We start from the raw sequence: 12,418 nt of genomic DNA, 5'->3' as shown, positions 1-12,418 counted from the left end.
GCACTCACTCAACCTTTTTGACCCCAGTCTCCTGCCCTTGCAATATCTTCAGCCACTGCTGAGAATTTGCCAAAATAAACTCATAGGCTTGCCCATTAGTGAGGGTAATTTTAATCGCCTCATTCGATAGTGGGATGACACCTCCACCCTTTGCTGATGTGCTTTGCACAGTGGCAATACTGCTACGAGAAAAGGCATAGGGCCCAAGGCCAAATGTTTCATTGAAGGGGCAAAATTGTAGTTCACTTTCGGTAAGAACCAGTTCACCATCGGCGCGCGCCACACCGCACTGAGCCGTGGCGTTTGCAGATTTCAAAACAGGTGCTGACATATCACATTCCTTTGCGGTTGCTTTATTATTCCCCTGTAGCATTGGGGGCTCTATTTTTGATCTCAAAAACCAGTCGCCAGCTTATAGCCTAGTGCCGATTTAATAAACAAAAAATTCAATTACCTGAGAAGGTTACTTTTCAGTCTGCTTACTGCTCATGGGCCAAAACGGGATCACTGCAGGCACCCGTTTTTTATAATCCACATACACATTACCAAAGCGAGACACCAGGGATTTCTCCTCAAAATACAGCCCAATAAAGATATAGACGGTCATGCACACCGAGAGCATAAACTGCGTCATGCTCATATAAGGCGTAAACCAGACACCCATTAGCACCCCAGTTTGAATGGGGTGACGCACCATTTTATAAAGAAAGATTTCTTTAAATTCATGGCCGTCTTCCGGATTCATGGACAGGCTTTGCTTTAACCCCATAAGGTGAAAATGATCTATCTCAAAGGTGGCCAAGACCAATATCAGCCAGCCAAAGACATGCAGGGCACGCAGAATAATCACCGCCACCTGGTTATCCGTCTGCCAAACCGTTCCGGCGATGGGTTGCCAGTAGAAACAAAAGGCAAACATAAAGAGGCCAGAAATCAGAACATAGATACTGCGCTCGACCGCCGCCGGCACAATTTGGTTGAGCTTTGCCTTAAAACTGCTGCGTGCCGCCAAACTATGATGAAAGCCAAATAACAGCATAATGGACAGGTTAATGAGGACCGCCTGTGTGCCAGCGTCGCCGATCGGCTCGGAATTAATATGCAGCGGCAAAAAGCTCCAACCCCCCAAATACAACATAAATGCACTCAGCCCCGCCAGCCCAACAAGATAGGCAAAAATACCAAAGAGTGAAATAAAGAGCTTATTCATACTATGACTCCCCGGCTTGTGCCGGCTCTGCATTAAGGACCCCGTTGCTAATCGCGCGAGGCACTTGTGGGCAACTGTGCTCCACCTCCTTGTCTGCAAACCCATTATTAACTATAGCCTTTATCTGCACTTATGATTCCAAAAGGTACACCCATTACTTATGCCTAATTTCAGTAGCGCACCACAAAGATGTATAAGTAACGACTTGAGTTTAATGTTATTTTGGAATGGGCAAGCGGTGCCTCATTAATCAGGCCAGCCTTGGCATGTCTCACCAGTAACAGCGAAGATAAGCCGGGTGAAGCGACTGCTTGTTAGGGCAAATGCCCGCAATCGCGGTATAAATACAGACAGTGCGATTAACAATACACACTTTAGGGAAAAAAAAGATGCCACATTTTGTAATGGACTGCTCCGCCAGTATTTTAAATTCCCATGACGAGGAGTTTATTATCAAACAAATTCACCTGGTGGCAGCTGCCACCGGCTTGTTTGATGAAAACGATATTAAGGTGCGGCTAAATCCATTTAAAACGTATTCTGTGGGCAACACGCTTGAGGATTTTATTCATGTCTTTGCCCATATCATGGAAGGAAGAAGTAAAGAGCAAAAAGCACACCTGTCCAAACAGCTGGTCTCAAAGCTTATTGTCCTTTTTCCCGAGGTGCCAAATATCGCCATGAATATTAGCGATTTTGAGAAGGCGACCTACTGTAACCGCGCCATGTTGTAGGCGCCGATAAAGTTAACACCAACTCACTGGTAGTTCTGGTAGTTCCGTATTGGAGCCTCACTCACTAATCAAAATCATCCACCACAGGGGAATTCTGTGAAGATAATAAAAAGCAAAGAGTTCGTTGCCGATAAGGCTTGGGGGGCAATGGATATTGCCAACATGAATGGCATAACCACTAGGTTGCATTGGACCGATAGTCCTTATAAATGGCACACAAATGATGGTGAAGAGGTCTTTGTGGTCTTAGATGGTCTGGTAGAGATGTTTTATCGGAAAAATGGCCAGGAAACATCAAGGATTTTAGAAGCGGGCGATATATTCTTTGCTTCGGTAGGCACAGAGCATGTCGCACACCCCAAAGTGGCCTCGAGAATCTTGGTGGTCGAAGCCGAGGGTAGCGTCTAAAGCACCAAATTAAAGCACAGGTCGGCGCCACGCACCGACCTGTGCTTGAGGCGTGCTAATGATTAATCTAGCACTTTGGCATCATTGGCCTTATTAAGCAGTGCCCGGCTCTGGCGTAGGAACTGATCGCTGGCGTCGCTAAAAAAGTGTTTGGCATCGCTAAAGGCGGCAATTAAGGCGTCCTTGTCTTTATCACGAAGCATACTCAGGGTCTGCTCGTAGGTATTTTGATACGCTTCAAGCAGCGGCTCAACCCGGTCAAACTGCGCCAGCATAATATCGCTGTAGAGCTCAGGGCTTTGTGCGAATAGGCGCCCCACCATCATTAGCTCTAGCTGGTAGATAGGCGATGAGCAATCGCGAATTTCCTGCAAGCTGTGTTCTTGACGAGCAAGGAACTGGCCGTATACAAAGGTGGTCAAGTGGCGCATCACCTGAATAATTTGCATCGCTTCGTCGTGCTTTCTAGCGCTCATTTCAACCAACTGGCAACCCCAGACCTTAAGCTGGGCTTGCAGAGCCTCCCCCGCCTTACTCTGGCGACCCGGGCACACCACCACGGTTTGCTTAACCCAATGGCTGATATCCGGGCCAAACATGGGGTGTAAACCCAGCACAGGGCCGCTGTGCTTTTGTGTAAGCGCCGCTAAGGGCTTTTCCTTGACTGAGGTAATATCCACCAGTAACGCATCGCTATCGAGTGCAGGAAGCGATCCCACCACCTTGTCAACGGCATTGATGGGCACACTGATAATCACACATTTAGCGCCTCGAATAATTTCCTCGGCTTTACTTTGTTGTTGCTCGTCCTTATCCAGGATGCGCACCTCAACGCCGCTGCGTTTAAGTTGCTTGGCAAATAATTGACCCATGGCACCACGACCACCGACGATCACCACAGGACTGAGCTCGGGGCAAACACAGGCGAGTTCGCTTTGTTGGTTTTGGTAAGCCTCGCGCATCATACGACGGAGAATATCTTCTACTAAATCCGGATTAACACCCTGTTGCTTTGCCTGCGCTCGGCGCTCGGCTACCAGCTTGGCCTCGCGGTCTGGGGCATGAAGAGGAGCACCATAACGCTGCTTGACCTTACCGACCTGCTCGGTGATCTGATTACGTTTAGCTAAAAGGCGGACTAATTCACTGTCGCAGGCGTCTATTTCGCTGCGTAACTGGGCTAACTGCTGCTCGGCTGACATGGTGTAAACTTATAATTACATAGGGTAAATTAATAATTACACCGATACTAACAGCAATGCTTACGTAAAAGAAGGGTTATCTGGTTGAAGTTGCGAGCAAGTCGCCTGAGAGCAGGAGCCAATTGTACATGCATTCCCTGCAAACCAAAACGGGTCAGCTATTGCTAGCTGACCCGTTTTATCACGTCTTAGTAAAACGCGCGTATTAATTAAGTTTTTCTTTAATACGTGCAGACTTACCAGAACGCTCACGCAAGTAGTAAAGCTTAGCGCGACGTACCGCACCGCGACGCTTAACTGCGATGCTATCTACAAGTGGGCTGTGCGTTTGGAATACACGCTCAACGCCTTCACCGCTCGAGATTTTACGAACTGTGAATGCAGAGTGTAGGCCACGGTTACGCTTAGCGATTACAACACCTTCAAAGGCCTGTAGACGCTCTTTGTTACCCTCTTTTACACGTACCTGTACAACAACTGTGTCACCAGCGCCGAACGCAGGAACGTCTTGCTTAAGCTGTTCAGCTTCAAGCTCTTTAATAATATTTTGGTTTACTTTTGCCATTTTATTTCTCACTTTCCTAGGTGTAACTGTCTTCTAGCCACAAGCTATTTGTTTTCCTGCTGATATTCAGCAAGTAAACTTGCTTGCTCCTCAGTCAGAGCTAGGTTTTGCAACAAGTCTGGACGTCGTTGCCAGGTTCTTCCGAGTGACTGCTTAAGCCGCCATTTCGCAATTTCCTGGTGGTTACCACTTAGTAAAACGGGTGGAACCGCTTTGCCATCCAATATCTCTGGCCGGGTATAGTGTGGACAATCAAGCAAGCCATCCGAAAATGAGTCTTGCTCAGCCGACTGGTTGTGGCCTAACACCCCTGGCACTAATCGCGCGACCGCGTCGATTAATGTCATGGCCGGTAGTTCACCACCGCTGAGGATAAAATCCCCAATCGACCATTCTTCATCGATATAGGACTCGATGATCCTTTCATCTATACCTTCGTAACGACCAGCTACTAAAATCAGTTTGTCGCTAAGAGCAAGCTCTTGCGCGCCTTGCTGATCTAGTTTCCGCCCTTGCGGTGACATATAAATTACCTTAGCACCCTCGCCCGCTGCGGCTTTGGCATCGATTATGGCCTGCTTTAATGGTTCAACCATCATTAACATGCCCGGACCACCGCCATAAGGTCGGTCATCCACTGTACGGTGCTTATCCGTCGCGTAATCGCGTGGGTTCCAGCAGTGAAAATCGATTAAACCGCGTTTCACTGCGCGGCCTGTAACGCCCTGCTCAGTAATAGCCGAAAACATCTCGGGGAAGAGGCTTATCACCCCCACCCATAAAGGTGCTTGCGCCATTAAAAACCTGGGTCCCAGTCCACGGTAATCTGGCGAGTTTCATAATCCACATTCTGAATAACCGAATCGGTTAAGAAAGGGATTAAACGCTCACCCTTGCCAAACGCATCTTTACTGTTTGCTTTCACAACCAGCACGTCGTTTGAGCCTGTCTCCATCAAGTCATCAACCTGACCTAAGTCGTAACCTTTTTCGGTTACCACGGCCATGCCGATGAGATCTCGCCAATAGAACTCACCTTCCGGCAGTTCTGGAAGTTGCGCCGCATACACAGAAATTTCCGCATTGGTAAAAGCCATTGCTTGGTCTCTGTCGTTTACTTGCGCGAACTTGGCGATAAAGCCTTTGTTGTGGCGACGCCAATCACTCACTTCAAAGGTTTGCCATTTACCTTGTTGCCCTATCAACCATGGGCTGAAATCGAAGATCCCTTCGGGATCATCAGTAAATGAATGCACCTTAAGCCAACCCTTAATCCCATACGGGGCTCCGAGTTTGCCAACGACGATTGTAGAGGCTTGCTCTTGTTGACTCATGGTTACACTTACGCCTATTAAGCCGCTTTACGAGCGTCTTTAACTAACTTAGCTACGCGATCTGAAAGAGATGCGCCTTGGCCTACCCAGTGATCAACACGGGCTAGGTCTAGACGAAGCTTTTCTTCTTGACCAGCAGCAATAGGGTTAAAGAAACCTACTTTCTCGATGAAACGACCGTCACGCGAGAAACGGCTATCCGCAACCACAATTTGATAGAAAGGACGCTTTTTAGCGCCACCACGTTGCAAACGAATAGTTACCATACCGTCCTCTAAATAGATTGACTGTTTTCATTAATAAGTTTACTTCCCCATAGAGGGAAGCTGGGGAATTGTACGAATTTTTTGCCACAATGCAAGTAAGAACTGCATTTAATACGTTGTTTAAGTCGGTTAAATGCTGATCCTAAGCCCCTGTGGCAGGAGCAATTGCCTGTTATTCAGACACCTGATTCTTAATCAGCTTGGCATAAATAAGGGCATCAAAAAATTGTCCGTTTTTATAAATCGCCTTGTGCAGGCGCCCTTCCTGAATAAACCCTGTGTTGGAGAGCACCTTTGAAGAGGCCCGGTTTGCGTCAAACACGCTGGCGTGCAGACGTACCCAGTCGCTACCTGCTTGCACTTCTTTGATGAGCAGATTAAGTGCGCTTTGCGCATAGCCCTTGCCCCAATAAGCCTTACCAAACCAATAACCAACCTCGGCACTGCGCTGGTATTCATGCTCCCCCGGTAGGGCACCGATACAACCAACCAGCGCCCCATCGACCTCGACAGCTCGTGTAAGGCCGGCTTTACTTCCTTCGTTGACCCACCAAAGAGCATCTTCTTGGGTGTAGGGAAAGGGAATTTTAGGTGATAAAAAGCGCTGTACATTTGCATCGTTAAGCATAGTGACTAAGGCATCAGTATCGGCTTGTCGAAAAGAGCGCAGCCTCATTGACGCCCCCTTACTTTGCATAACCACTACCAATAGCAGAAAATGGCATTTCCAATTCCAGCTCCGGCACCTGCAAACCAATCCAGGCTGGAAAGGTATTGCTGTTCGGTCCGGGGAAAAGGCTGTATTCATCAGCCCAAGGGTAACGTCTAGCCGCTGCTTTTATTTTTGGGATGAGTTGTTGTGCTTTTTCACCACTAATGGATAAAAACTTCTCTGGCTTGGCGCCATACCAGTATCTATCCGGGGTGGTGGTTTTGTAGGTGCGCAGCGCCGAGCGCCCTCTGTCTACGCCCCAACCTACAACTTCATACACGGTATATTGATCGGCGCCCTGCTCCTTCAGTGCAAACCAGGTGTGCACCGCAAACCAACCGCGCCAACTAAAGGCATCGGCGGCATAAAATTCAATAGCCGCTTGCGGCTGTGAAACGGGAAGCGCAATACCTGATGACTCACGACTTGCGGTGCGCCAATCTGAATTGGCACAGCCAGATGCGAACAAGGTAAGCAAACAAATAAGGAAGACTCGGAGCATGGCAGTAACCCATCAAGCACGGCTATTTTCCTTGCCAGTATTCCATGAGCCAGGATGCTTTACAAACCCATAAAAAAAGCGTGCTTGATATCACGCTTTTTTATCTTACTTTTTCTATTAGTATAAGGCTTAGAACTTAGGGCCGCCTGGGCCACCCATCATGCCCGGAGGCAACATGCCTTTCATGCCACGCATCATCTTCATCATGCCGCCTTTACCCTTCATCTTCTTCATCATTTTCTGCATTTGCGTGAATTGCTTAAGCAGTTTGTTGATTTCCTGGACCTGAGTGCCCGAACCTGCAGCAATACGCTTTTTACGCGAGCCCTTGATGATTTCCGGACGAGCACGCTCTTTCGGGGTCATAGAATTGATGATGGCTTCCATCTGCACAAAGGTCTTGTCGCTCATCTGGCCTTTAACCGCATCAGGAAGATTGTTCATACCCGGCAGTTTATCGAGCATAGACATCATGCCACCCATGTTCTTCATTTGGCGTAGCTGGTCGGCAAAGTCTTCCAAAGTAAAGCCGTCGCCTTTAAATACCTTATCGGCAACCTTGGCGGCTTTTTCCTTATCGACCTTCATCTCCACTTCTTCGATAAGCGACAGTACGTCACCCATACCAAGAATACGTGAAGCAACACGATCCGGATGGAATGGCTCTAGCGCGTCGGTGCGCTCACCCACACCGATAAACTTAATCGGTTTACCGGTAATATGACGAATTGACAGGGCCGCACCACCACGGGCATCACCGTCGGTTTTAGTCAGAATCACACCAGAAAGCGGCAGGGCTTCATCAAAGGCTTTAGCCGTATTGGCCGCATCCTGACCCGTCATTGAGTCAACAACAAACAAGGTTTCAATCGGATTGATGGCGGCGTGTAGCTCTTTTATTTCGTCCATCATGTCGCTATCGACGTGCAAACGACCGGCGGTATCCACCAGCACCACATCAATAAACTTTTTCTTCGCGTGGCTAATGGCGCCTGTGGCAATATCAACCGGCTTCTGGCTGATGTCACTGGGGAAGAACTCTACGTCAACTTCGTTGGCCAGGGTTTCTAGCTGCTTAATCGCCGCCGGACGATAGATGTCGGCACTAACAACCAATACCGATTTCTTTTTGCGCTCTTTTAAGAATTTAGCCAGTTTACCCACACTGGTGGTTTTACCGGCCCCCTGAAGACCCGCCATCATGACTACCGCTGGCGGCTGGGCGTTCAGGTTGAGCTCTTCGTTGGCCTCACCCATGGCTTTTTCAAGCTCTTCACGGACGATTTTTATGAAAACCTGACCCGGGCTTAGGCTTTTAGTTACTTCTGTGCCAACCGCACGCTCTTTAACCTGCTTAACAAATTCACGTACTACAGGCAGGGCAACGTCGGCCTCAAGTAGCGCCATACGTACTTCGCGCAGCGTTTCTTTAATATTGTCTTCGGTAAGACGGCCGCGGCCACTAATATTTTTTAGGGTCTTTCCTAATCGTTCCTGAAGGTTTTCAAACATCGCTAACGAGTCCGTTGCTACTTACATTGGCGCCGATTATAACTGAAAGCGAGGGGCAAATCCCAGAGGCAAGTGCAATGGATTCACATAATTAGATCTAGGCAAGCGTGTGTGCATTACATACAATGTCCTTTTAAAGCATTCATTTAATTCCTTATAAAGGTCATTATGCTGATCACAGTTTTGACATTATTGAGTTGTGTTTTTTACGCTGCGGCGACGGCGCACGTTTTATCACGCTTATTTCACGCCCAAGGACCTTCACAAAAAGCCACGGTCATTTTGAGTACCCTGGCAATATTGACGCACATGGTGCTGTTGGTGAATTCGGTCTTTACCAATCAGGGCCAAGATGTCAGCTTTATTAATGTCTCTTTATTGACCTGCTGGGTTATCGTATTGTCGGTCACCGCGGTGTCGCTCAAGTTCCCGGCCACCCTGCTGCTGCCCGTGGTGTATGGCTTTGCCGCCATTTTGCTGTTCGCCAGCCTGTTTATGCCGCACCATATGATAGTGCAAAATATTCACCTTGAGGCGGGTTTAGTAGCCCATATCACCCTTTCCTTGCTGGCCTACTGCATTCTGATTATCGCTACCTTGTACGCGGTACAGTTTTACTTTATCGATAAGCGCCTTAAGCGCAAAGACCTGGCCATTGTCTACAGCCACTTGCCACCACTGATGGTGGTTGAGCGCCAGTTGTACCAGTTGGTTACCGTGGGCACAGCGCTTTTGACCATCGCCTTGCTGTCTGGCTTTATTTTTGTCGATACCATGATCAGTAAAGACTATGCCCATAAAACCATTTTATCCCTGCTGGCATGGGCAATATTTGCTGCCGTAGTGTTTGGCCGTCACCTGAAAGGCTGGCGCGGAAAATCCTCGGTGCTGACCATTATGGTCGGTGCCGCCTTATTAACGCTTGCCTACTTCGGTAGTCGCTTTGTACAAGAAGTGATTTTGCATCGTTTTTAACCAACCCCGGACAGACCACCATAAGTGGGCTTGACTCTGAGCTTTGAGTCCCGCTTAATATACCCTGATTAACAACAAAAGGATCCTTCTTTGGACGACATATCGACGAGTACCCTGTTTATAGTTTTGGGCATACTCATATTGATTTCAGGCTACTTTTCCGGTTCTGAAACCGGCATCATGTCTATAAACCGGATACGTCTTAGGCACCTAGAAAAAGAAAATCATCCTGCCGCCAAGCGTGTCAGTAAACTGCTGACTCGCCCCGATAGACTGATCGGTTTAATTCTTATCGGTAACAACCTCGTAAATATCGCCGCAGCTCAGGTAGCTACCATTATAGGTTTGCGCTTGTATGGGGATATGGGTATCGCCATTGCCACCTTTGCTCTGACCCTGATCGTGCTTATATTTGCCGAGGTAACGCCAAAGACGCTGGCAGCGCTCTACCCAGAGAAGGTCGCATTCCCCAGCTCTGTAATACTCAAAATCTTATTAAAAGTACTATATCCACTGGTGGTCGTGGTCAATGCTATGACCAACGGCATGCTGCGCCTGTTCGGTGTGTCGACTAAGGAAATTGAAGAGCACAGCCTGAGTAAAGAAGAATTAAAAACCGTAGTGAGCGAGTCCGGCGCATTTTTACCGGCTAAGCATAAAAGCATGCTCACCTCGATTCTAGACCTTGAGCAGGTCACCGTCGAAGACATCATGATCCCGCGTAACGAAATCAACGCCATTGATATCAACGACGATTGGAAGGTGATCAGCAAACAGCTCACCAATGCGCAACATACTCGCGTTCTTCTCTACCGTGACCAAATCGACGATGCGGTGGGCTTTATCCACGCTCGTGATGCCCTGCGCCTGCTCACCAAAGAGCAGTTTAACAAGTCGTCGTTGCTGCGCGCGGTACGAGAGATTTACTTTATCCCGGAAGGAACCTCGCTTAACACCCAGTTGCATAAGTTCCAGCAGGTGAAAGAACGTATCGGTCTTGTGGTCGATGAATACGGTGATATTCAAGGCCTGGTAACCCTAGAAGACATACTTGAAGAAGTGGTGGGTGACTTCACGACCACCCAGTCCCGCGCACCGAGCGAAGAGGTTGAGGTGCAGTCCGATGGCTCAGTCCTGGTCGAAGGGAGCGCCAATATTCGCGACCTCAACAAGGAGATGGGTTGGAAACTGCCCATCGACGGTCCTAAGACCCTAAGCGGCTTAATTGTTGAATATCTTGAAGATATTCCCGACGCCAACCTGGGGTTAAAAATCGCCGGCTACCCTATTGAGGTGCTGGAAGTAAGAGAAAACATGATCAAACTAGTGCGCGTCATCCCACCAAAGAAGCGCAAGAAAAGCTAGAAAAATCAATATCACTGCCGTCATCTGTGCTTTAATAAAACTTTGTCGTTAACGAAGGAAAGCACAGATGACAGACATCTCCCTGGAAAATATCTACAACACCGCCATCGAAATGCTGATGCAGTATGGCCCTAAATTCGTCCTCGCCCTTGTGGTTCTTTTTGTTGGTTGGTGGCTTATCGGCCGCGTAGCCACCATGTGCGAGCGATCCATGCACAAGGTGAAGGTCGAGGCTGGGTTAACACACTTTTTGGTCTCCTTTATCGGCGTGGTGCTCAAGGTGCTGTTGCTTATCTCCGTCGCTTCCATGATCGGAGTCGAAACCACCTCCTTTATCGCCATGCTCGGTGCCGCAGGTCTAGCCGTTGGTATGGCGCTGCAGGGCAGTTTGGCAAACTTTGCCGGTGGCGTGCTTATTCTCTTCTTTAAACCCTTTAAGGTGGGTGATGTTATTGAGGCGCAAGGCCATATGGGTAAGGTGGTAGAGATACAAATTTTTGTGACCGTTTTACTGACCTACGACAACCAAAAAATCATTATCCCCAACGGGGCCCTCTCTAACGGCACGGTAAAGAACCTGTTCGCCGAAGAAAACCGTCGTGTCGATATCGAATTTGGGATCAGCTATGGTGACGACGTGCACAAGGCTCGTGAGGTGCTGATGTCGGTGCTAAAAGACTACGACATGGTACTGGCAGACCCCGAGCCGTTGGTGCACGTAAGCCAGCACGGCGACAGCCATATTGGCATGCTGGTGTGGGCCTGGGTAAAGTCTGAAAATTATTGGCCGGTATACTTTGGCCTTTACGAGCGAGTGAAAATTGCCTTTGATGCCGCCGACATTACCATTCCGTTCCCGCAGCGCGATGTGTATATCCACACCTTTCCACAGCAGGCGCAATAACTTGCCCACGGCATTAAAAAACGGCGCCTTAGCGCCGTTTTTTAACTCAAGAGAACAAACGCTCCAGCCAACTCTTGTCTAAATCGGCCTCACAACGTTTCAACTGCGCGCCATAACGTCCGGCCCGCTGTTTCACCTTATTGGCCACCGAGAGCAACCACTTCTTGTTATTGTGAGTGCCGCGCTTAAAGCCACCCCAGCCTTCATGATAATTAAGGTATTGGGCATAGGCATCCCACTTGGACACGCCGTTGACATGATGGGTTTTCCATACAAACCAGGCCATAAAATCGATGGCATCGTCAAAGTCGTCCCTGTCGGCTCCGCCGTTATCGGTTTCACGGGTATAGTCTTCCCAGGTCAAAGTTTTAGCCTGAGAATAACCGTAGGCATCGCTGGCACGACCTATGGGAATAAAACCAAGGAAGTATTCCATCGGCGGCGCGGCATCGTGCTTGAAGGAGCTTTCTTGATACATCATGGCCATCAGCACATGTTTCGGTGATCCCCACTTATCCTGGGCATCTTTTGCATCAAAATACCAGTCTTCCTTTTCTTCAAAAATCTTACAAATATCATCGGGTTGCTTTGGTGGTGCGGTGGCACAACCAGACAAATACAGAGTCAGCAGCAATAAAGTCGAAATTTTTTTCATTTTTTTTGAACTAACTCCTTTAGGCCCAGTCTGAGTATATGAATGCAGCAGTTTAGCATTGTTTCATCCCTGTAG

At 48.4% G+C, this 12,418-nt stretch carries 16 protein-coding genes; 5 read left to right on the top strand and 11 right to left on the bottom strand.

The window, feature by feature from the left end:
- Positions 1-4 precede the first annotated feature (4 nt).
- Complete coding sequence (locus tag KD147_RS00660) at positions 5-331, bottom strand: hypothetical protein (protein WP_212546554.1); 327 nt, start codon at positions 329-331, stop codon at positions 5-7.
- A 132-nt stretch (positions 332-463) separates the two neighbouring features.
- Positions 464-1,210, bottom strand: a complete 747-nt coding sequence (locus KD147_RS00655) for a methyltransferase family protein (RefSeq protein WP_105255292.1) — start codon at positions 1,208-1,210, stop codon at positions 464-466.
- 389 nt (positions 1,211-1,599) lie between these two features.
- On the opposite strand from KD147_RS00655, the gene KD147_RS00650 reads away from it, so the two are divergent.
- Positions 1,600-1,944 (top strand): 5-carboxymethyl-2-hydroxymuconate Delta-isomerase, encoded by a 345-nt coding sequence (locus KD147_RS00650; RefSeq protein WP_105255291.1) that lies wholly within the window; start codon positions 1,600-1,602, stop codon positions 1,942-1,944.
- A 96-nt stretch (positions 1,945-2,040) separates the two neighbouring features.
- Entirely contained in the window at positions 2,041-2,352 is a 312-nt protein-coding gene (locus KD147_RS00645) for a cupin domain-containing protein (protein WP_212546553.1), read from the top strand.
- A gap of 62 nt (positions 2,353-2,414) precedes the next feature.
- On the opposite strand, the gene tyrA is transcribed toward KD147_RS00645, so the two are convergent.
- The 8 genes from tyrA to ffh form a co-directional block, all read right to left on the bottom strand.
- Positions 2,415-3,554, bottom strand: a complete 1,140-nt coding sequence (tyrA, locus tag KD147_RS00640; protein WP_212546552.1) for a bifunctional chorismate mutase/prephenate dehydrogenase — start codon at positions 3,552-3,554, stop codon at positions 2,415-2,417.
- Positions 3,555-3,759: 205 nt separating this feature from the next.
- A complete protein-coding gene (gene rplS, locus KD147_RS00635; protein WP_070986741.1) occupies positions 3,760-4,119 on the bottom strand; it encodes a 50S ribosomal protein L19 in 360 nt (119 codons plus the stop codon).
- Positions 4,120-4,163: 44 nt separating this feature from the next.
- Positions 4,164-4,916, bottom strand: coding sequence for a tRNA (guanosine(37)-N1)-methyltransferase TrmD (gene trmD / locus KD147_RS00630; protein WP_105255288.1), 753 nt, complete (start codon positions 4,914-4,916; stop codon positions 4,164-4,166).
- Entirely contained in the window at positions 4,916-5,452 is a 537-nt protein-coding gene (rimM, locus tag KD147_RS00625) for a ribosome maturation factor RimM (RefSeq protein ID WP_212546551.1), read from the bottom strand. The genes trmD and rimM overlap by 1 nt, the downstream gene beginning before the upstream one ends.
- 17 nt (positions 5,453-5,469) lie before the next feature.
- On the bottom strand, positions 5,470-5,718 hold the full coding sequence (rpsP, locus tag KD147_RS00620; RefSeq protein ID WP_045978188.1) for a 30S ribosomal protein S16: 249 nt from the start codon (positions 5,716-5,718) through the stop codon (positions 5,470-5,472).
- Between the two features lie 172 nt (positions 5,719-5,890).
- Positions 5,891-6,394: a GNAT family N-acetyltransferase gene (locus KD147_RS00615; RefSeq protein WP_212546550.1), complete on the bottom strand. Its 504-nt coding sequence runs from the start codon at positions 6,392-6,394 to the stop codon at positions 5,891-5,893.
- A gap of 10 nt (positions 6,395-6,404) precedes the next feature.
- Complete coding sequence (locus tag KD147_RS00610; protein ID WP_105255287.1) at positions 6,405-6,932, bottom strand: DUF3750 domain-containing protein; 528 nt, start codon at positions 6,930-6,932, stop codon at positions 6,405-6,407.
- Between the two features lie 129 nt (positions 6,933-7,061).
- Positions 7,062-8,444: a signal recognition particle protein gene (ffh, locus tag KD147_RS00605; protein ID WP_105255286.1), complete on the bottom strand. Its 1,383-nt coding sequence runs from the start codon at positions 8,442-8,444 to the stop codon at positions 7,062-7,064.
- Positions 8,445-8,612: 168 nt separating this feature from the next.
- Here ffh and KD147_RS00600 point away from each other — a divergent pair, with 168 nt between their 5' ends.
- From KD147_RS00600 to KD147_RS00590, 3 genes are all read left to right on the top strand, one after another.
- Complete coding sequence (locus tag KD147_RS00600; protein WP_212546549.1) at positions 8,613-9,419, top strand: cytochrome C assembly family protein; 807 nt, start codon at positions 8,613-8,615, stop codon at positions 9,417-9,419.
- Between the two features lie 90 nt (positions 9,420-9,509).
- Entirely contained in the window at positions 9,510-10,784 is a 1,275-nt protein-coding gene (locus tag KD147_RS00595) for an HlyC/CorC family transporter (RefSeq protein ID WP_105255284.1), read from the top strand.
- A 67-nt stretch (positions 10,785-10,851) separates the two neighbouring features.
- Entirely contained in the window at positions 10,852-11,688 is an 837-nt protein-coding gene (locus KD147_RS00590) for a mechanosensitive ion channel family protein (RefSeq protein WP_212546548.1), read from the top strand.
- A 46-nt stretch (positions 11,689-11,734) separates the two neighbouring features.
- On the opposite strand, the gene KD147_RS00585 is transcribed toward KD147_RS00590, so the two are convergent.
- Positions 11,735-12,343: a transglycosylase SLT domain-containing protein gene (locus KD147_RS00585; RefSeq protein WP_212546547.1), complete on the bottom strand. Its 609-nt coding sequence runs from the start codon at positions 12,341-12,343 to the stop codon at positions 11,735-11,737.
- Between the last annotated feature and the right edge of the window lie 75 nt (positions 12,344-12,418).

Source organism: Pseudoalteromonas sp. BDTF-M6, from assembly GCF_018334135.1.
In the GTDB taxonomy this organism is placed as follows: domain Bacteria; phylum Pseudomonadota; class Gammaproteobacteria; order Enterobacterales; family Alteromonadaceae; genus Pseudoalteromonas.
This window is presented reverse-complemented; position numbering and strand designations above follow the sequence as displayed.

Excerpts from the sequence above, each read along its gene's own strand:
- KD147_RS00610 (WP_105255287.1), bottom strand. The coding sequence starts at position 6,932 with ATGCTCCGAGTCTTCCTTATTTGTTTGCTTACCTTGTTCGCATCTGGC.
- KD147_RS00650 (WP_105255291.1), top strand. The coding sequence starts at position 1,600 with ATGCCACATTTTGTAATGGACTGCTCCGCCAGTATTTTAAATTCCCAT.
- KD147_RS00585 (WP_212546547.1), bottom strand. The coding sequence starts at position 12,343 with ATGAAAAAAATTTCGACTTTATTGCTGCTGACTCTGTATTTGTCTGGT.
- KD147_RS00615 (WP_212546550.1), bottom strand. The coding sequence starts at position 6,394 with ATGAGGCTGCGCTCTTTTCGACAAGCCGATACTGATGCCTTAGTCACT.
- KD147_RS00660 (WP_212546554.1), bottom strand. The coding sequence starts at position 331 with ATGTCAGCACCTGTTTTGAAATCTGCAAACGCCACGGCTCAGTGCGGT.
- ffh (WP_105255286.1), bottom strand. The coding sequence starts at position 8,444 with ATGTTTGAAAACCTTCAGGAACGATTAGGAAAGACCCTAAAAAATATT.
- rplS (WP_070986741.1), bottom strand. The coding sequence starts at position 4,119 with ATGGCAAAAGTAAACCAAAATATTATTAAAGAGCTTGAAGCTGAACAG.
- rimM (WP_212546551.1), bottom strand. The coding sequence starts at position 5,452 with ATGAGTCAACAAGAGCAAGCCTCTACAATCGTCGTTGGCAAACTCGGA.
- rpsP (WP_045978188.1), bottom strand. The coding sequence starts at position 5,718 with ATGGTAACTATTCGTTTGCAACGTGGTGGCGCTAAAAAGCGTCCTTTC.
- tyrA (WP_212546552.1), bottom strand. The coding sequence starts at position 3,554 with ATGTCAGCCGAGCAGCAGTTAGCCCAGTTACGCAGCGAAATAGACGCC.
- trmD (WP_105255288.1), bottom strand. The coding sequence starts at position 4,916 with ATGGCGCAAGCACCTTTATGGGTGGGGGTGATAAGCCTCTTCCCCGAG.
- KD147_RS00655 (WP_105255292.1), bottom strand. The coding sequence starts at position 1,210 with ATGAATAAGCTCTTTATTTCACTCTTTGGTATTTTTGCCTATCTTGTT.
- KD147_RS00600 (WP_212546549.1), top strand. The coding sequence starts at position 8,613 with ATGCTGATCACAGTTTTGACATTATTGAGTTGTGTTTTTTACGCTGCG.
- KD147_RS00590 (WP_212546548.1), top strand. The coding sequence starts at position 10,852 with ATGACAGACATCTCCCTGGAAAATATCTACAACACCGCCATCGAAATG.